The following is an 18,661-nucleotide window of genomic DNA, read 5'->3' on the forward strand; positions in this document are numbered from 1 at the left end:
CGTTCCCGGCTGGCTCATCGCAGCCATAGCCAAACGTAACTTCGCCTTGGTCATTTTCGGCGGTCTCCCTCCTACTCTCCCGCGCGCTCGCGCAGCAGAGAGGCCCGCCACAGTACGTTCTATTGTCAGTTCGCGTTCATACTCAGCCAGAGCGGCGAAGATCCCGAAAACCATCTTGCCCGCCGGCGTCGTCGTGTCGATTGATGCGCCATGTCCGGTTAGGACCTTCACGCCGATGTCTCGCGCTGTAAGATCATGAACCGTGTTCACCAGGTTGCGCAGATCGCGGCCGAGCCGGTCGAGCTTCCACACGACAAGCGTATCCCCTCGCCGCAATGCTTTCAGGCACGCCGCAAAGCCCGGTCGATCGTCGCGTTTCCCCGACGCCAGGTCCTGATAGATGTTGTTCGGATCGACTCCCGCTTGCACGAGACTATCTCGCTGCAGGTCGAGACTCTGCGAGCCGTCCACCTTCGATACACGCATGTAGCCGATTAGCATTCAGCCCCCTGTGCCAAAAACGGTCATTTTTGGGACAAATGTCAGTGTGTGCCATATCACCTCCCGAATCTGTCAGAAAACCCGTAACAAAAACAACATATCAAAAACGTCAGTTTTGGGACAGCGTTTTACGGCGGCCTTCAGCCGCAGGGTTTTCCCACAGGCTCCGGCCTTCTCTACGGCGCCATTGGGGGCGCGCTCAGGCCTCCGCCTGCTACGCCTGCTTTCCCTCGAAAGCAGGCTTCGGCCCTCCGGGCTGGAAAAACCCTTACTGCATGGAAGGCCGGCTTCGCCGGCGACTATTTCCTTGTTGAAATGCACCGATCCTCGATCCGGTCAAATTGCAGAGCCTCGCCATGCTCGCGGGCTCGCCGCTGCGCGTGGCTCCGGTTCCGGTCGCAAGCGACCGAATTTGACCGGATCGGGCGGTTCGGTGCCATCCTGACCTATCGGGACGAGGGGCATCGCCCCTCGCCCGTTGGCGAGAAAGTTCGATCCGCCTCCGGCGCGGATCGAACAAGGGGCAAGTCCTATTCGAGGAGAGACAGGGCACGTATGAGCCCGCTTTCACTGTCGGGCGTCCAGCGTTGATAGTCGTAGACGCGGACAATGGTGCCGGCGGGTTCATCAGCGCTCGAGATGAGCGGAACGATCAGCTCGGGCAGCGTATCGAGCGATACACACGGATAGCAATCCAGGGCGCCATTTGGGCGTTCGAGCTCCACACGAAACAGGTGGGTTTGGGAATCAGTCATTGAACTCTCCGTCTCAGGGAAGGCGAAAGGGAAGCCCCCGCCGAAGCGGGGGCCGGGTGGATCAATCCCAGGGGATGACCGCCATCAGGCTTTCGTCATCCTGCCCCGGATAGCGGCCCAGGTTCGCGTTCAGCTTTGCAAAGCCGGTGTTGACGGTGAGCGTATAGTATTCGCCGCCCCTCTGGTTCTTCTTTTTCCAGATGCCGCCGATCTCGATCCGGCGGTTGCGCGGGGACTTCGCGTAAAGCCGGTAGACCGGAGCCTGAGGGTTCGTGCTCTCAACCGGCTCGCCGGTGATGTCGATGTCGAAGGTCAGCGTTGCGAGGTTGCCGGTCAGCGTGTCGGTTTCGGCGTCGATCTGGATGAAGTTTACGAGGTCAGACATTGCGCGATCTCCTTTGCTTGCGTTGTCGATGGACACGAGAAAGGACCGCACAAAGACCGGGCTGCACCCGAAGGGCCGCAGCGCAGCGGAGGACGGCATTGGCGGGCGATTTTGACTCGCGAGGAAGCGCCGCAGGCGCGGGGAAAATCGTTCGGTTATGCTGTTGCTGGCCGGGCGGACGGTCCTAGTGGCCTATTCGATCGACAACGCTGCCATGCAAAGGGATTTGATCGCTATGTCTTTGCTCTCGTCCCATTTCATTCCATAGCCGAAACCGGCATTTTGACCGGCACGGCTTCACAGTGTTCGTCCCGACGACATTGACATCAATGGCCTAGGCGTCGCGCGCACGAAACTTCCTGCTCCGTGCCGCCAGCTACGCTACACAGCTTTCGCGCCCGTCTATCGAAATGACAGTCGGCAATCTGGAACATGAACCAGGCCGGTAGCTTGGTCCTTCACCTCAAACTGTCAGCGCCGCTTTGCAAAGCGTGCACAGCTCCCTACATCTTGCCGGCAGGACCTCGATGCCAATGACCATCATCGGTATTCGCGCCGTCCCCCCGGCCTGCTTCGGCGGGGGCTTCCCTTTCGCCTTCAACAATTCGAGCGCCCTAGTTCATGGCAGATTTCGCCAAGGCCCGCAGTGTCGGCGCGAGGTGCAATTCACCCTTCGGCGAGCGGTACAGCATTGACAGGAAGTAGCGCGCCGGCTTCGCGATCTCGGCCGCGCCCGGCTTCAGCGCGGCGGACCGCACCAGCTTCTCAGCCACGATCGCGAGCGCCGCGGCCGCGTTCATCCGGCCGGCGACCTGTACGCCCGCGACCCATGTTTCGCGCGGTATTTGTATGAGCGCCCGGATTGTGTCGGCCTGCCCCTCCAAATCGCGCCAGGACGAGAAACTGATGCCATATTCGGCCTGAAGCTGGCGGCAAGCTAGCCGTAGCAGATCAAGGGTGGTTGCAGGATCATCATCACTACGTTCCCGGTCTTGCGCAGACGGTTCCGCTCGCACAGGCTCTTTTTCGAGAGCCCATTGATCGGCGGAGCCGATCTCAGAACTAAACTGAATCGATCGTGCGTTAGCGCGATGCCGTTCTCTTCTTACTAATGTCGTGGGGGTTGTAGTTGTATATGGGGGGACAGAATTGTCCTGCGCGGGGGACTCTTTACGGCTTTGATCGGCAGAATCATCATTCTGTGGCGATGACCCCGAAGGTTGCTCGGACGGCTCATACAGTGCAAGTGCGTCCTTTAGGAGGTCGACGAGCTGCGCAAGGTAGTCAGGATTTGCCCTCTGTTGGTGAAAATCGACTACGAGCGCATTGAACTTCTCCTCGAAACCCTGCGTCTCATGACCATCACGGCGAAGCTGTTCGAGCGCATCGACGATCTGCCGGGCGACACCTTGGCTTTGCCGTGTCGTCTCGCGCATCGATCGCCACTCATCGACATGAGCGCTCGCCAGTTCTTCGAGTTCCGCGAGCCGCGCTCTGGCGGGCGAGAAATCAAGGCCGAAGCTGCCCCCGCCTTCCCGATTTACATAGCGGCGACCGGTCGGGCTGTCGCGATAAGCGACAATGCCCGCCTCCACGAGCGAACGAATGGCGCGGGTGACGGTTTTCTCGCAGACGCCAAGATCATAGGCCAAACGGGCATTTGATATGGCGACGACGGGACGCTTGCCCTCTGTCCAGTCCTCTGCCGGGGAGATAGCAAGAAGCGTGTCGAGGATCTGGTAGGGATAGCCTTTTATGCCAAGGCGACCGGCGCATTTCTTTAGCGCGCTCGCAACCTGCGCCTTGGTCGCGGGGCGGTTGTCTTCCCTCATGGCAAGGGCAGCGCTGGCAAGAATGCCAGGCGTCACCCTTCTGAAACTGGCGATGGTCTGCATCGGATTCCTTTCTGAAATCCGGGCAAAGCTCACCCGTTCGCAAAAGCTGCGCTCGATATTGACAGTGAGGGAAAGGAGCCTTAGATTGAGACTTGAGTTTTTGAGATGGGTCTCTCGGAGCGACGGCAATCGCTTCTAAGATCATTCTTTCCCCCCGATGTAGCTTGCTGCGTCGGGGTTTACTTTTTCCGGGTTAGGGTTTCTCCTCGTTCCAAATCACACGACTCGCAATCGCGTCAGCCGCAAACGCTAACCGATTTGCTTGATAAAGCAAAATGATTCGGGAAATTTTCCGAGCTACAGCTTTCAAGCGAACCGGTCACAACTTGACAAGCGCTTGCGTCGTAAGGGTTTTTCCTAAACCCAAAGCCTGTGGGATCGCATTGTCGCACAAGCGCAATCGCATCATCGTGGCCGGCTTTACGAACACTTCCGGCACTGATCATCAATGACTGATTCTCTCGGTACTGGCGAATCTGCCCGCATCGTTACCCACTGCCAGGGAGAGGTGGAAGGGTTTGGGAAGGAGGAGGAGGGAACCGTCCCTCCTTCCCATGGGAGGGTGTTTGAGGGAGGGGCGTACCGCCCTTCCCTCATGGGGTGAGATTGAGAGGGGCGGCTTGCCCTCCCCTCTTTCGAGGGGTTTGGTCCGGTCGATCCGGGACAAACTCCTGTGCCCGCGATTTGAACCGGGCCACTAGCGCCCGTTGGATACGCGGCGGCCAGCACGATAAAAGCGCCTGCGTCAAAGGGCTGTCAGGATCGCGGTCCATGACCTCCTTTGTGTAACCAAGATTCCAGCGCTTCCACTGAAATGAATTCTTCATGTCAGCCTTCGGCCTCTATCGGACTTGAGGACGGGCAGCCTCGATAAAGGCTGCGATGGCATCTTTCCGCGTGGCGAAACCGTCCCGCATAGGGCGATCATCATTGAAGATCACAAACCATTCGCCGGTTACGAAAGTGCAATCGATAATGCCGCCTGCGTCATGTGGGTTCGTCATCATCCCGTTCGGGATTTCGCTCCATCCCGGCACGAAAGAATTCAGGGTCTCCAAATCAGTCATAGGCCGTCCTCCTTCATGGCATGGCGAGCAAGCTCCGCCTTTTCCGCAATAATCCGGTGCAGTTCCGCAACTCCGGCCTCAAGGCAGGCTCTCCCTTCGAGATGCCGGAATTGCATCCAGAAGGCGGCGCGTTCCTCGCGCGCCGGTCCTATGCCTGCCTGTTGTTCCAATTCTCCAATGGTGCCCATGGCTCATCCTTTCCCGCGCCGCTCAAGCGGCGCGACGTTCCTCGATCTCGTCAACTTCGGCTGTGATCTCGCCCGCGTCAGGCTGAAGGCTATGCAGATAGGTAACGGCACGCTCTGCATGGGATGCCGCCTGAAAAATCGCCCGTTTGTCGTTGTTCAGGACCTTGAGCCAACTCGCGATATAGGCGGCATGATCGTCGCGGGCATCAATGGCAAGGCCAAGATCGGCGGCTAAAAAAACGCTCCCAAGTTCGGCAACCAGTTCCTCCCGCGAATATCCCTCGTCGCCCCACGCCTTGCGGCCAAAATCCCTAGCAAGGCGCGACGGGTGGCGGGTCCAGTGGATGCATTCGTGCCCGAGCGTAGTTGCATGTGCCTCGGCCGAAACAAAGGCGTCAAAAACCGGCATGCCGATGAAATCAGCATCGATCCGGTAATACGCCTTGTTTCCACCTTCACGAATGTCAGCGCCAAGGTTGGTGAAAAAGGCATCCACATGCGGAATGCGTTCCTTCCTCTCCGATCCTTCGGGCGCGGTCGCCTTGGCGTAATACTGCTCTGGCAGGTCGTCGATTTGATCGGCGCAAAAAACGCTATATCCCTTCATGAAGGGAATGCGCTTTTCGATTTCCTCGCCGCTTTCGGTTGTCTCGGTGCGCTCGATGGCGTTCGCATACACAACAAGGGCCGATTTCTCGCCCTTGCGGACTTGCCCGCCAAGCTCTTGCGCCTGCTTGTAGGTCATCCAGAACGGCGAGGAATAGCCGCGCTCGCTGGCTTCCATCCACAAAAGCACGGTATTGATACCGCGATAGGGAACGCCATTATGCCGCAACGGGCGGACCGGCGTTCCGCAAGCGCCCCATGGCTGCATCCATGGGCGAGTACCCTGCTCAAGCTGTTCAATGATCCGGTTGGTGATCCGCTCGTAAACGTCAGCGCGGAGCTGTTTGGTGCTGCTTTTGGACTGTTTGCGCATGGTGTTTTCTCTCCTGATCCGCGAAGCGGTCTTCCTGTCCCGGTGAGGGGCAGGAGCCCGGCTCCTGCTCCCGAGCAGTCGGCGATCCGACCGGAGAGAGGGGGGCAACAGGCAAAACCGGAGGGGGATCACCCGCCCGAAGGGACAGGTTGCGAGGATCCGCGCGGGACGCGCAAAATCCGCGCACCTGGTCCTGCACAAGGGGGAGTTCGCCGGCAACGCCGGCGAGCTCGCCCGCGGAAGGACGGGGAAACCGGTTTTGCCTGTTGCGGGGGAGAGACCGGCGGCCGATCTCTCCCCCTCGAGACAAACAAGCAAGAGCCGCAACGCGGCTCGCATCGTCGAGGCCGAAGGCCGGGAAAAGGCCAAGACCGCCGAAGCGGCCTTGGCTGCACCGCGTTAGCGGTGCTGGTCCCGATCCCACTCGGTTTTGACCGTCAGGTCTGCCTCGAAGAAGAAGGGCAGTTTCACCGCGATTTTCAGGGCGATACTGCCCCGGCGGAAGAAGTTACTGACGATCTTCGCGAGGAAAGTGCGGAGGCTGCGGCCGGTGGCTTGGAGATATTGGATAAAATTCTTCATGGTGGTAGCTCCTGTGATCTGCGTTATTGCGGAGTTACGCGAACGCCCGGACAGGGGCTTGCACCCGGAGGGGCGCAGCGCAGCGGAGCACCTTGGCGGACATGAATTTTGTTGCGCGAGGAGCGCCGAAGGCGCGGGGAAAATTCTTGGCCGACAAGGTTGCTGGCCCCTGGCCGGGTGGTAGTCTACGCAGCAATGAATAACGCAGCTCACAGGAGCGGGGCATGAAGCACATTGCTCCCTCCAAGCCACCGGCCGTAGCCGGTTTCAACGCGGCAGGATTGGAACATTATTGCGCTGGCCCGACGGCCTCATGCGGTGAAACTGCCCTTCTTCTTCGAGGCTGCGCGCAGCGCGTGGGATCGTGACCTGCGGCGCGATCGCGCCGCACCCAATGGCTTCGGCGGCCTTGGCCAGCGACCATATTCCGCGTCAGTCCGATCGTTACCCGAATGGGCCGAAACAGGCTGGCCGCGCGCCCTGTCCGGAACAGGCCGGGATCGGCACGCTTGCGTGACGGTGCTGGCCGTTGTGTAGGCTGGCGCGCGGCCTGACTGGTTCGGTGAGCCGGTGCGCCAGAACCGGCGAATAGAGCGGCGGTGCCGTAAGGCAGACGCCCAATAGACGCCCCTGCTTTTTTCTAATTGTCATGAGGCTGCGGATGGTCATATTCAAAGTTGATGCGGCAATACAACTTATGCTTTCCAAGAGTCGCCGTTCGTGATGTACGTACCGCGATCCGTCATGACGTTAATTACTCCGCTCCATTCGGTTTGCCTGACGAGCGGAATCTAGGACCGAACGGCCCTGCGCCAACGCCTGCGCTGACGAATTTCCCCGCGCCTGCGGCGCTTCCTCGCGAAGCAAATTCGCCAGCCTTTCGGCGTCCTCCACGATGTTGCGGCCCTAACGGGTGACGCATGTCCCGTGTTCGCTCCGGTGTTTCCGCATCGGCAACCGAAAAGAGGAGTAATACCGATGACTGACCTCGTGAATTACATCAAGATCGACGGCGACAAGGTCGCAGGTAACATCGCCACGATCACCTTTGATATCGACGTGACCGGCGAGCCGGTCCACAGCGAAAACCCGGCGGCTCCGGTCTACCGTCTTTACGGCAAGTCTCCGCGCAATCGCCGGATCGAAGTTGGCGGCATCTGGAAGAAGAAGAACCAGCGAGGCGGCGAATACTACACTCTTTCGGTCAACACCGGTTTCGCGAAGCTGAATGCGAACCTTGGCCGCTATCCGGGACAGGACGACGACACCCTGATGGCGGTCATTCCTTGGGACTGACGCGGAAGCGGGCGGCGCTCAGCGCCGCCCGCCTTTGGCTGCTTATCGCAGCCGCGTCGATCTTCCCCCTTGCATGCGCGGCATAAAGTTGATTCTGCTTTATAAAGCGAAAATGCAAAGAGGAAGCTCTGAATGAGATGGCCGCGACTGCTGTTGATTATACCCCTCCTGTTCGCCCTCCCCTCGGGCGAAATGTCGGCGCAAGCCGCCGATACGAACTGGCCGATTTGCGGTCGCGGCAAGCGTATCACCTGCATAGTGGACGGCGATACTTTCTGGATGGATCGGATCAAATACCGTCTTCAGGGCGTGAACGCTCCTGAAGCTGGCGATGGCGCGCGCTGCGCCAAAGAGCGGAACATGGCAGACGCTGCCACAGTGCGGCTCCAGGAGCTTATGCAAAGACCGGGGCTGACGTTTCAGCGCCGGGGCAATGACCGCTATGGGCGCGTGCTTGTGACTGTCCGGACCGCCGACGGCGAAGACGTCGCGGCGCTGATGGTCAAGAGCGGACACGGGCGAACCTATTACGGCGGATATCACGATCCTATGGAGTGGTGCCGTTATTGAATGCACCAGTGCTCGGCTTGTGCAAGTGGTGGGTCCTCGCCATGCTCGCGGGCCTTGCCCGCTGCGCGTGGCTCCGGTCCCGGCCTGAAGGCCGCCCTTGCACAAGCCTGCGCGCCGGCGCGGTGCTGAAAGCATCGGGACGAGGGGCATCGCCCCTCGCCCGCTGGCGAGGAAGTTCGATCCGCCTCCGGCGCGGATCGAACAAGGGGCATGAGAAAACTGGCGGAACGCCAAGCGCCCGGGCAGGTTCGATACCTGGCCGGGCGCTAATGGGTTTTTGGGGGAGCTGGCCGCGCCGGAGAGGAGCGCGACCAGCTAACGGCTTATTCAGCCGCTTCGGGGAACTGTTGCTCGGCTTCGATCTCGGTCATGGGAATGCGAACCGGTTCGGGAAGCCAGCCGGTGTTTGCAACCATCCGCTCGGCAATGGCAACGGCCTCGGCCTTCTTGCCTGCTGCTCGGATAGCCGTCGCGGCTTCTTCCCCTTTCACCTCGGCAACCACAGCCTCGATGCTCTTTTTGTTGAGGTGGGAAAGATAGGCATCGCCGGTCGGTTCAAACCAGTTGCGCATATCGACATTGAGGGCGCGGCCTATTTCGTTGGCATGAGCAAGAGCCTTGTCGCGTCCATGAAATTTTGCTTCCACGGCATTGAGGCTATGAGAGGCGGCGAAGGCCAGCAAGACCAGCAACTGGTCGCGAGGCTGATCAAGGCACCATTCCCATAGATCGGCGGGATTGCCGGGGATATGATCGCCATAGCGTTCCTTCAACTCCTGAAACGCAATTCCGGCCTTGCTGTTTTCGGGCTGCTTCATGGACCCTTCCAAGGGCTGATAGGTCAGCTTGATTTCCAAGGCGGTGTGTTCACTCGCATAGCGGTAGACCGCGCTCAAAAGCAGGGCATGAACCACGGCTGCGAGGGCTATATCGGGATTGTCGGCCAGTTCCACGCGAAGGGCAGCGGTCTTCTGCGCTGTCAGGTCCTCGACCAATGCCGCCGAATGGGTCAGCTTGATCGGCGCCGCCTCGCTTTCTCTGCTACCCTCATTCTCGCCGCTGTGCTGGCCTTCCTCCTGCTCCTGCTGTTCATCCTCATCGTTGACAAGGCCACGATGCACGGTTGCCCGCCCGTAGTAGTCGAGGCAAACGATCGCCCCGGCGCGCGCCAAATCCTCCGCCTTATAGGCTTCCTGCCGGTCCTTGAGGCTGTCCATTTCCTTTTCGATGGCTTCAAGCTTCGGTTCGGCGTCCTCGTCGGCGTCTCCTGCCTCGATCAATTCGGCAAGGCTGTCATATTCCTCGGCAAGCTGATCAAGCCGCTCCTGATCTTCTGCGCTAATATCTACAGGCTCCGGATAGACGCGGCTCATGCTGTAAATGTCGTCCGGCTGTGCGGAATGAACTTCAACCCATTTCCAACCCTCAGCCTTGACGCCTTCGGCTTCGGTTTCGAGCTTTTCGAGCACCAGCCTTTCGACTAGGCCGGAATCGGTGGCATAGCCGCCGCTCTCACCGTCGAACAGATCGCGGCGAACGGTCCCGCCAGCCGCTTCAATGGCATCCAAGCCGCCAATGAAACGGATACGCTTGTCGGAAGCCGGGATTTCCTCGGAAGCCAGCATGCGCTTGATGGTGTGGGCATAACGGTTGTAACTGGCGAGGCTATTCCAAACCTGCTCCTGCCGTTCGTGGTCATCCGTGATGGTGAAGGCTGCAAGCTCGTCATAGCTCATCTCACCATTGCGGAAGAGATCGAACAGGACCGGCGACACGCGAGCCAGCGCCATGCGGCGCTTCACGTTTAGCTCCGTGGTCCCGAAACGTACTGCAATTTCGGCAGGGCTTTTCCCCTCGTCGGCCAAGGTCTTGAAGGCCATGAATTCGTCGGCGGGATGCATCCCCTTTCTGACGAAATTTTCAGCAAGGCTGATTTCGGTCGCGTCTTCGCCATCCCACAGGCCGCAATCGACGCCATGGGTTTTTCCGATTTCGCCCTGCTCTGCAAGCAGATTGAGGCCAGCCAGACGCAAACCGCCAGCGGTGACGAAATAGCGGCCCTTCTTTTCGCCCGGACGAATGACAAGGTTATGGATCAGCCGGAAATTACGCGCCTTTATGGAAGCGGCCATTTCCGCGATTTCTGCCGCCTCGTAGGTCTGGCGCACGTTCCGGGGGTCGTGGTCGAGCTTGTTGAGCGGCACTGTGATGTTGTTGTTATCGGTCATGATGTTATCTCCTATTTCCCTTTTCCCGCGAAGCGGTCTTCCTGTCCCGTAAGGGGCAGGAGCCCCGCTCCTGCTCCCGAGCAGTCGGCGATCCGACCGGCGAGAGAGGGGGGCAATGGTGAAAACCGGAGGGGGATCACCCACCCGAAGGGACAGGTGGCGAGGATCCGCGCGGACACGCGCAAAATCCGCGCACCTGGTCCTGCACAAGGGCGAGTCTGCCGGCATCGCCGGCGAGCTCGCCCGCGGAAGGATGGGGAGACCGGTTTTCGCCATTGCGGGGGAGAGACGGCCGTACGGTCTTTCCCCCTGAAGGGGATCAACACGCTTGCGAAGCAAGCTCCGCTATCATCTCTTTGAGACAAATCGCTTCTTCGAGCGTTAGGACGCCATGGCGAAGCGCTTGAGCGATATGAGAACGCGAACGCAGATCAGCGACCCGATGCCCCGGCGCATCGAGCCGTGCCTTGCGCTGCTCGTCTCCAAGCCACCAGCAGGGCCGGACTGGTCATTTGAAATCAAGTGGGATGGCTACCGCCTTGCGGTCCATGTCGAACCTGATGGCGTCCGGGTGCTGACCCGAGGAGGACACGACTGGACGCCAAGATTCACACACATTGCCGACGATGCGCAGCAACTCGGCCACGATACAATGATCCTCGACGGCGAGGCGGTCGTTCTGGATGAACAAGGCCGATCTGACTTCGGCTTGCTGCAGCAAGCTCTCGGCGGACGTGGCGGCAGGCGTTTTGCCCGTGAGGCCATATTCTTCGCCTTCGATCTTCTCTATCTCGACGGTCGCGATCTTACGCACGAGCCCCTTTCCAAGCGGCGGCAGACGCTCGAAAAAGTACTGAACGGCCGTGAAGGCATAATACGGGCTTGTCGCAAACCTTGCAGTAGGCTGAGACTACCCCGCGAACGGTGGCATTTTCACGCTTTGTTAACCTTTTGAAGTCCGAAGAGGCGCCCGAGCAGGTCATTCTGGTCGTTGATTGTCCAGTCGCCGGAAAAGCCGAAGCCTTTGCGCAGCCACAACATCGCTTCGAACCCAGCGATCGTCCGGCGCGCCGTTTTGAATGACTGGAAGCAGCCGATCTTGGGCATGTTCTTCTTGACCCGGAAGTGGTCGCTCTCGATGCCTTGCTGGAGGTGCTTCGTGACATAATGTACCGGGCTCGGATGCAGGAGCCCGTCATCGATGGCTGTTTTGATCGTTGAAGGAAACGTGTTAGCGCCATCTGTACCGATCTTACCCGGCGATAGTAGCGGCTCATCCTTGAGCATCTTACGGAAGAAGCGCTTGGCGGCGTCGAGATCGCGCTTCGCGGTGAGCAAGAAGTCGACCGGGTTTCCGTGCTTGTCGATGGCGCGGTACAGGTATCGCCACTTGCCCCGGATCTTGACGTAGGTCTCGTCAATCCTGACTGAGCCACAATGCGGTCGGCGAAACTGGCGTAGGCGCTTCTCGATTACAGGTGCATAGGCGAGGACCCAGCGGTTGATTGTACTATGGTCGACCTCGAAGCCGCGCTCGCGGAACATCTCCTCGAGATCTCTGTAGCTGAGCGGATACCGTAGATACCATGTCACTGCCTGCACGATCAGCCATGCCTCGAAATGCCGCCCTTTGAAATCGTCCTTCGACTGGCGCTTCAGCTTTTCGGCAATGGCATTCAGAATCATGGCTACGCTCCGCTACATCGGGAGCTGAATTTCCACCGTTGTGGTCAACAGCTAGTTAACCAAAAGAATTTGCGACACGCCCCGGTCTTGTCCACCTCGAACGCCCCTGACGCCAAGCGCAATGATGCTCTTCAGGCGCTCGAAAATGCGATATCTGCAGGGGACGATTCTGCCCTCAACCTCGATGAGTTCGCGGATGAAGACCTCGAGGTGCCGGTCCGTCTTGATCCGGCCATAACGCTTTCCAATCTCCGTGCCGTTTTGGACAGGCCGATATTGCTGCCGCTCGGGACAGAAGCTGTTCATCTCGACGAGAAGGATTACCGCCTCGTCGATGGATTTTTACCGCATGCGGTGCGTATCACCGTAGACCGCGAATTCTACGAGATGCACGCCGATAGCGTGGAGTTCTGGACCCCTGGCAGTCCAACATTTCCGGATTTGGATATCTATCGGCGCTGACTCACCTAAATGCGGTCATCTACGGATGGTCCTACATTAGCGGCGCATCTTGACTGACTGCGAAATCCGCGAGAGCTCGGCTGGCTACCCGCCAGCATCGCCTAAACACCACGGCTCGCGCCGGCCGCTCCAGATTCTGGCGAGGCCTTCACTGACGAGAATGTCGCCGACGTCCCTGCCGTTGACGCTCACGCTCGCAAGCGTGCGGCCATAGCGGTCCGTGCCTTGGCGCAGGACCTCGACGCGCTGACCCTGCAACAACTCCGCCAGTCGATGTTTTGAACGCTGCGCCAGATCGCTTTCATAGGCACACTGCCCCTCAATCTCCGGCGCATCGATGTTGAAGATGCGGATCGCCTCGGACTCCTGCGTCATCCCGAGCCGCAGGGAGTCCCCGTCCCAGACACGGATTTCGGCCGGTTCGCACGACAGTACGCAAAGCATGATGGTGACGACGACGTGGATACTCATTGCTCTTTATTGTTGCTGCTAATTCCGGAGAGATCGATGCGGATACCGGCCTTGTTCGGATCTTCCTCCGAAAAAGGCGGCTCCGATGGGCCGGTGCTCTCTGCCGCAACCCGAGCGCCCTGCTCCGCTGGCTGCGGCTCGGCAAGCTCGGTTTCGCCGGGGTCGGACTCATAGAACACCTGCTTTCCGTCGAACCACCCGGTCTTGTAGGCGAATATCGCCTCCTCAAGGACCTCCTGGGCGGGTGCTCCATACCATTTGGCGACGATGCGATAGACCTTGGCAAAGAGCGCGGTGCCCATGCCAATGTTCTTGCAGGAATCGAGTAGGTCCGGGCTGAGCTCGGAGATGTCCTGAATGCCGAGGCCGGCCGGGTACTGAGTCACTCCTACCCTGACAATCGACTGACCCAAATTCTGCTGGATGAGTTGCATCGCCTCGTACTCGGTCGATGGTTTCGGTACAAGGATGATGCGCTCCCCTGCCCTAACGGTGACGGTCAGATGGTCGGCACCGCCGGCCTCCTCGATGAATTTTTGCACGATCTCGACCTTGAGGCTGGGATCGGCACATTGCTGGATCAGTTCGGCATCGATCATGGTTCCCTATCCTATTCGTTGAACGCCATCACCAGCGGCAGGCCGAACAGCGAAGCCCACGCCTGCGCGCTCGACCGCTGGATGGCGACGATATTGGTGTCGCCGGTCCACCAGGCGTTGCCGGTTGCGACAAGCGCGTCCGGCGCGAAAAGCATCGACTGGATGACGGGCCAGATGATGAGCTGTTCGTAGCAGATCAGCGGCGCAACCCTCAGCCCGGCGAACTCGAAGACCGGATTGGCGAACAACCGCGCGTGCGCCCCGCCGGTCGTCCAGGGTTGCCACATGGAGACCGGGACCGGCATGCGCTCGCGGTAAAGGATATCCGCGCCCTTCCCCGAAACCCCGATCATCACATTGTCGTAGCCGACGGGATCGACGATCGCCGCACCGCCATTGACCAGGATGTCGAGGCTGGAAAGCTCGCGGGTCCAAAGCCGCTCTGTGGTGGCGCTCCACAAGCCCATGGCGCTTTCCGGCAGGATCACGACACGCGCGCCGTCGCTGGCGGCGGCCTCGACCAGCTGTATCGTCGAGACCTGCTGACGGTAGTCGGCATACTGGCCCGAAGCTTCGAACCTGAACCTGGTGTCGATGCCCCGCCAGCCTTCCGGCTCGGCCGGAAGCGTCCAATTAAAGGCGGACCAGGCGAAGGCGAGGGCTGCAACGCCGGCCGCAATCGGCCATAGGCGGGTCGTCATCGTGATCAACAGGGCGGCGGTTGCGGCAAGGCCGAACCAGGCCCAGCCCGGGAAGAGAATTCCAGCTGCGGTGATCGGATGTGCCCAACCGACGGTCCCGAACGGCGGCACGCTCATAAGGACGGCCGCTATCGCGTAGCGAAGTGGCTGGCGCCAGCCGCCACGCGACGTCCAGAGTGCAGTGTGGACGGCAACGAACATGAGCGAGGCGGCAAGCCAGAGGCCAAGGCCGATGGTGAGCTGCGCCCCGAAAAAGATCGAAGCGCCCTCCGGCAGGCCGCGCGATGCGCCGAGAAAATGCGCCAGCGCGACCAGGGCCGCGACCGTGCGCGACGGAGCGAGGGCCCAAAGCGCAGGGAAGGCTATGCCGAGGGCGAAGGTGAGCGGATGCCCACTCCACCCTATCGCTCCGGTGGCAGCGCCGCCGGCGGCGAATAGAATGGCCTGCAGAAGGCTACGGCGTGAAGGTGAGGATTTCCCGTGCGAGGCCGAGGATGCCGTCGGCAGGAAGCGGCCCAAAATATCTTGAATCATAGGAACCACCGAAATCGGAATGAAGAAACACTTCGCCCTTGGGCACGATGCCGCCCATCCAGGGCTTCATCGGCCGCCCCTCGGTGTCCTGTGCGTGAACGGTCGAAGCTGCCAAGGGCACATCATCTATGATGACCTGGCCCTCGACGCGGATGGACTGTCCGGCCAATGCGACCACGGTCTTGATGAGCGGCGCTGTTCCGGCCGGGCAACGACCTCTGGGCAGATAAAAGCGCTCGCGGGCGAGATCGACGGCAGGACCGGAAGGCGGGCAGATGAACACTCTGTCGCCGACCGCAACCGGGCGGTCCAGCGTTTCTATCTGCCAAAGGCCAAGCGGATAGGAGGGCGTGAAGTTCACGCGATAGCCGCCCCATGCAAAGGCTGCCGCCATCGAACCGAGAAGCACGGCGCCGGCGCCGATGATCGCAAGCGCCCTGCAATGTCTCGTCATCGGCTCATGCCCTGATCGCGGACCTGGCTCTGAGCCCGCGTCTCCTTCTGCGCCCGCTCATAGGCCGCAACGCGCTGGGCGGCACTGAAGCTCGGCCAGGCTGCCACCAGTTTCGAGCGGTCGCCCTCGGCGACTTGTGCCGCGGCTGCATCATAGGCCGGCCCTTTGGCCTCTTTCGAGCCAAGGAATGCCCGTTCCCCAAACCGCTGGTCGAGCGCCTTGTTGAGCTGGTCGATCTCTGCTTTCGCCATTTTGTCAGCAAGGGCAAAACCGAGCGCGGCCGAAAGGTCGTTGCGATCGATCGCATCGCGGATGCGGTCAAGCACGCCCTGCGCCGATCCGGACAATGCAGGAATGTCGACCCGGCTGCGATCGCGCTCGCGTGACAATTCGACGGTGCGAAGATCTCCGATCTCGGCGCGCAGCCGCACATATCGGGCAATATTGTCCTTGAGTGCCGGAACGTTGTTCAAGGCCCGCTGCCGCTCGGCCTTCGCGTCCGATGAGGCAAACATGCCGGTCTTGCCGCGCATCGCGCCGAAGGCTTCCGGATCGCGACCGAGCTGGTCGACGATGCGGCTTTGCGCTGCCTGCCTTTCCGCTACATTGGCGCTCATGATTGTGGAAAGGTTCATCGCATCGATCGCGCCATCGGGCTTCTCATAGACTTGAGTGACGCGGTCTCGAAGCTGGGTCCAGGCATGGGTGAGTGTGGCGTCTGATTGCAATTTGGCCTCCACGAGCTGCGGGATGGATTGCGCCCAGGTCGCGAGGCCGCGAACCCAGGGCTGGGAAACGGGAGAGGCAGTCGCGGCAGCCGCTGCCTGACGATCGGCGGCACGGCCGAACCGCCCGATGAAGCTTGCGAGCCTGGCGGCGGCCGTCTCGAGCCGATCGCGCTGCTCCCTGATCCAACGGAGCTGGTTTTCGACAAGGGCTTTCGCCACGCGCGCGCCGTGGAGGCCGCGGCTGTTGGCGTAGGAAAGCGCCTGCTCGTAGAGCTTCGATCCGGTGAAATCGAGCGTCGTGTCCTTGGCCCCGCGCTTCGACAGGTTCTGAATGAGCCCGCCCGCCTTCTCGAACGAGCGTCGTCCGAAATAGAGTTTTGCGTCATGCCGGTGCCGGGTCATCGCCACATAGGTCAGATGCCTGTCGAGCGAGAGGGTCGCCAGCACCTTCACCCGATCGATGGTGGCGCCTTGGGACTTATGGATGGTGGTCGCATAGCCATGATCCACATTGCGATAGAACCGCTGGTCGATCTCGACGCGCCGTCTGTCGTCTCCGATCTCGGTCACGATACGGCCCGTCTCGGCCTCGACAATGCGGCCGATCATGCCGTTCTTGACGCCAAGCGAACCCTCGTTCTTCAGGAACACGATCTGGTCGCCGACCGCGAAGTTCCGCATGCCGTCTTCCGTGCGGAAGGCATGGCCGTCTTCGATCAATCCGCGCTCGAGGAGCGCGCCACGCGCCAGCTCGTTCAGTGTCCGCACATCGTGGCGAAGATGCGCAAGGATCAGGCTCGACCGGTTCGGGTCGTAGTCGGCAATCCAGTCGCGAATGAGCGCGCTGACCGCCTGGTCCTTCAACTCCATTCCGACCAGGCGTCCCTTCCCCTTATAGGCGGAGATCGCCGCCCCGATCTTGCCTCGGGCAAGATCCATCGAGGCATCGCGCATCCACTGCTCACGCTGGCGGTAGATCGTGCCGAGCTCGGCATAACCGACGCGATCGGCAAGCGAGCGGAACGCAGCGCCCGCCTCGATCGGCTGTAATTGGTCGGCATCGCCGACAAGAACGAGCTTGGCGCCTGCATGGGCAACAGCAGAAACGAAGTCGGCCATCTGGCGCGACGACACCATGCCCGCCTCGTCCATGACGAACACGCATCTGTTGTCCAGGTGAAGGCGGCCCCCCTCCCATTGGAGCTGCCAGGACGCGAGCGTTCGCGACGCAATGCCCGCCTCCTTCTCCAGCCCCTCGGCGGCCTTGCCCGCGAGCGCACCGCCGACAACACGATAGCCGGAAGCCTCCCATGCTTCGCGCGCGGCCTTCATCATCGTCGTCTTGCCGGCGCCGGCGCGGCCGACGATGATGGCGAGGCGCTCGTTACCAGTGATGCGTTCCAGGCCGAAGCTCTGCTCGTCGGAAATCTGCGCATGGCCGGCAACGACTTCGGCGCGCGCGCTGATTGAGACGCCGAACCGGCCGTTCGTCGCAAGATGCTCGGCCTGGTTCCCCATCTCGGCCTCAATGCGGATCATGTCGCGCGTCGCAAAACGCTCCGGCAATCGCTCGCCGGTCTCGGGATCGACGCCCTCGACTTCAATCCTCACGGCCTCCGGACTTCCCATGACGCGCGCCAGCAAGTTGGCGAACTGGCCGGGATCATCGACATAGCGGTGCAGATATTTGGCGACATCGCGCTCGTCGAAGACGCTCTTCTCGCGCGCGATCGCCTCCAGCACGATCTCCGGCCGGCGCTCTATCCGGCGCGCATTCTCGCGCCGCGTTTCCTCGTGCAATGCGAGCCGTTCAAGCCTGGCCGCGCGCCCTTCAGCCTCCGCTTGCCGCTGAATGTTTTTGCTGGCAACACCGATATGCGAAGTCGGTTCAAGGTCGATGCCACGCTCGGCATAGGAGCGGCCATCGACGCGAATGTCATGGCCGTTCAATTCCAGATGCTTGTTCTGCGCGGCGTACCAGGCCTCGCGCATAGCGAGGAAGTCCGCCTTGTCACCGGCCCAGAGCTTGTAAACGATCTGGCCGGATTTCGACCTGACCGGCCGTCCGTCCTCTGCGATGACAAGCACCTTCTTGCCGCCGAAACCGTCTTCCGTCAGCGGGCGCAATGTCGTCATCAGATGCACATGCGGATTGCCCGGCGCGTCATGGTAAACCCAGTCCGCAACCAGCCCTCGCGTGCTCACATGTTCCGCGACGAACTCGCACATCATTGCGATATTCTGCTCGGCGGTCAGCTCGCGCGGCAGCGCCAGTATGAACTCCTTGGCGAGCTGAGCGTCCTTGCGGGTCTCGAACGCCTCCACCTTATTCCAGAAGGCTTCGGACGCGCCGGCAACCGAGCGATCGGCAATAAGCGCCCTTGCCCAGTCCGGCGCATCGCCCGGCAACACAAACTCTTCATGGACCATTCCGGGCTTGCGCGAGAAGTCTGCCACCCTGCCCTCGCGCTCGTTCTCCATGCGGGCGCAATGGCGATACGCAGCCGCCGCAACAGCACTGCGGCCTTCGCCGCGGCTGATCAATTGGGGTGTGAAGTGCGTGATCGCCACAGGGCAGGT

At 60.7% G+C, this 18,661-nt stretch carries 20 protein-coding genes and 1 pseudogene; 5 read left to right on the forward strand and 16 right to left on the reverse strand.

Translation table 11 applies throughout. The features are described 5' to 3' along the window. The 7 genes from JNC70_RS16725 to JNC70_RS16755 form a co-directional block, all read right to left on the reverse strand. Positions 1-501: recombinase family protein (locus JNC70_RS16725; protein WP_374788730.1), on the reverse strand; the 501-nt coding region annotated here is incomplete at its 3' end. Between the two features lie 530 nt (positions 502-1,031). Further along, on the reverse strand, positions 1,032-1,256 hold the full coding sequence (locus tag JNC70_RS16730) for a hypothetical protein (RefSeq protein ID WP_100560287.1): 225 nt from the start codon (positions 1,254-1,256) through the stop codon (positions 1,032-1,034). 61 nt (positions 1,257-1,317) lie between these two features. Further along, positions 1,318-1,641 (reverse strand): DUF736 domain-containing protein, encoded by a 324-nt coding sequence (locus JNC70_RS16735; protein WP_100560382.1) that lies wholly within the window; start codon positions 1,639-1,641, stop codon positions 1,318-1,320. 614 nt (positions 1,642-2,255) lie between these two features. Continuing rightward, on the reverse strand, positions 2,256-3,536 hold the full coding sequence (repC, locus tag JNC70_RS16740) for a plasmid replication protein RepC (RefSeq protein WP_100560285.1): 1,281 nt from the start codon (positions 3,534-3,536) through the stop codon (positions 2,256-2,258). Positions 3,537-4,378: 842 nt separating this feature from the next. Next, positions 4,379-4,603, reverse strand: a complete 225-nt coding sequence (locus JNC70_RS16745; RefSeq protein WP_100560283.1) for a hypothetical protein — start codon at positions 4,601-4,603, stop codon at positions 4,379-4,381. Beyond that, a complete protein-coding gene (locus JNC70_RS16750) occupies positions 4,600-4,791 on the reverse strand; it encodes a hypothetical protein (RefSeq protein WP_100560281.1) in 192 nt (63 codons plus the stop codon). Before JNC70_RS16750 ends, JNC70_RS16745 begins: the two co-directional genes overlap by 4 nt. Before the next feature lie 22 nt (positions 4,792-4,813). Beyond that, on the reverse strand, positions 4,814-5,770 hold the full coding sequence (locus JNC70_RS16755) for an ArdC family protein (protein ID WP_100560279.1): 957 nt from the start codon (positions 5,768-5,770) through the stop codon (positions 4,814-4,816). Positions 5,771-6,029: 259 nt separating this feature from the next. Here JNC70_RS16755 and JNC70_RS16760 point away from each other — a divergent pair, with 259 nt between their 5' ends. Further along, positions 6,030-6,173, forward strand: coding sequence for a hypothetical protein (locus tag JNC70_RS16760; RefSeq protein WP_374788731.1), 144 nt, complete (start codon positions 6,030-6,032; stop codon positions 6,171-6,173). Here the strand turns inward: JNC70_RS16760 and JNC70_RS16765 are convergent. Then, complete coding sequence (locus tag JNC70_RS16765) at positions 6,170-6,352, reverse strand: hypothetical protein (protein WP_100560277.1); 183 nt, start codon at positions 6,350-6,352, stop codon at positions 6,170-6,172. The genes JNC70_RS16760 and JNC70_RS16765 overlap by 4 nt on opposite strands. A gap of 444 nt (positions 6,353-6,796) precedes the next feature. Then, positions 6,797-7,003 (reverse strand): hypothetical protein, encoded by a 207-nt coding sequence (locus JNC70_RS16770; protein WP_278501121.1) that lies wholly within the window; start codon positions 7,001-7,003, stop codon positions 6,797-6,799. Positions 7,004-7,330: 327 nt separating this feature from the next. Between JNC70_RS16770 and JNC70_RS16775 the strand changes: the two genes are divergently transcribed. After that, positions 7,331-7,648, forward strand: a complete 318-nt coding sequence (locus JNC70_RS16775; RefSeq protein ID WP_100560273.1) for a DUF736 domain-containing protein — start codon at positions 7,331-7,333, stop codon at positions 7,646-7,648. A 132-nt stretch (positions 7,649-7,780) separates the two neighbouring features. After that, positions 7,781-8,218 (forward strand): thermonuclease family protein, encoded by a 438-nt coding sequence (locus tag JNC70_RS16780; protein ID WP_100560271.1) that lies wholly within the window; start codon positions 7,781-7,783, stop codon positions 8,216-8,218. Between the two features lie 323 nt (positions 8,219-8,541). Here JNC70_RS16780 and JNC70_RS16785 read toward each other — a convergent pair whose 3' ends face one another. Beyond that, positions 8,542-10,446 (reverse strand): ParB/RepB/Spo0J family partition protein, encoded by a 1,905-nt coding sequence (locus tag JNC70_RS16785; RefSeq protein WP_157803360.1) that lies wholly within the window; start codon positions 10,444-10,446, stop codon positions 8,542-8,544. Positions 10,447-10,837: 391 nt separating this feature from the next. Here JNC70_RS16785 and JNC70_RS16790 point away from each other — a divergent pair. After that, positions 10,838-11,329, forward strand: a pseudogene (locus JNC70_RS16790) (ATP-dependent DNA ligase); the annotation flags it as partial. 50 nt (positions 11,330-11,379) lie between these two features. Here JNC70_RS16790 and JNC70_RS16795 read toward each other — a convergent pair. Next, the gene (locus tag JNC70_RS16795) at positions 11,380-12,132 is read right to left on the reverse strand and encodes an IS6 family transposase (RefSeq protein WP_035228067.1); all 753 of its coding nucleotides are present in this window, start codon (positions 12,130-12,132) and stop codon (positions 11,380-11,382) included. Positions 12,133-12,219: 87 nt separating this feature from the next. Between JNC70_RS16795 and JNC70_RS16800 the strand changes: the two genes are divergently transcribed. Beyond that, positions 12,220-12,594, forward strand: coding sequence for a hypothetical protein (locus tag JNC70_RS16800; protein WP_374788732.1), 375 nt, complete (start codon positions 12,220-12,222; stop codon positions 12,592-12,594). Between the two features lie 84 nt (positions 12,595-12,678). On the opposite strand, the gene JNC70_RS16805 is transcribed toward JNC70_RS16800, so the two are convergent. Genes JNC70_RS16805 through traA form a run of 5 tightly spaced genes read right to left on the reverse strand, consistent with a single transcriptional unit; the run spans position 12,679 to position 18,652 of the window. After that, positions 12,679-13,065, reverse strand: a complete 387-nt coding sequence (locus tag JNC70_RS16805; protein WP_154386578.1) for a thermonuclease family protein — start codon at positions 13,063-13,065, stop codon at positions 12,679-12,681. Next, positions 13,062-13,664: a TraH family protein gene (locus JNC70_RS16810; protein WP_154386579.1), complete on the reverse strand. Its 603-nt coding sequence runs from the start codon at positions 13,662-13,664 to the stop codon at positions 13,062-13,064. Before JNC70_RS16810 ends, JNC70_RS16805 begins: the two co-directional genes overlap by 4 nt. 11 nt (positions 13,665-13,675) lie before the next feature. Continuing rightward, on the reverse strand, positions 13,676-14,899 hold the full coding sequence (locus JNC70_RS16815) for a conjugal transfer protein TraB (RefSeq protein WP_154386580.1): 1,224 nt from the start codon (positions 14,897-14,899) through the stop codon (positions 13,676-13,678). Beyond that, positions 14,820-15,353, reverse strand: a complete 534-nt coding sequence (traF, locus tag JNC70_RS16820) for a conjugative transfer signal peptidase TraF (RefSeq protein WP_154386581.1) — start codon at positions 15,351-15,353, stop codon at positions 14,820-14,822. Before traF ends, JNC70_RS16815 begins: the two co-directional genes overlap by 80 nt. Continuing rightward, positions 15,350-18,652 (reverse strand): Ti-type conjugative transfer relaxase TraA, encoded by a 3,303-nt coding sequence (traA, locus tag JNC70_RS16825; protein ID WP_185910479.1) that lies wholly within the window; start codon positions 18,650-18,652, stop codon positions 15,350-15,352. Before traA ends, traF begins: the two co-directional genes overlap by 4 nt. Positions 18,653-18,661: the final 9 nt, after the last annotated feature.

Source organism: Brucella oryzae (assembly GCF_041929965.1).
In the GTDB taxonomy this organism is placed as follows: Bacteria; Pseudomonadota; Alphaproteobacteria; order Rhizobiales; family Rhizobiaceae; genus Brucella; species Brucella oryzae.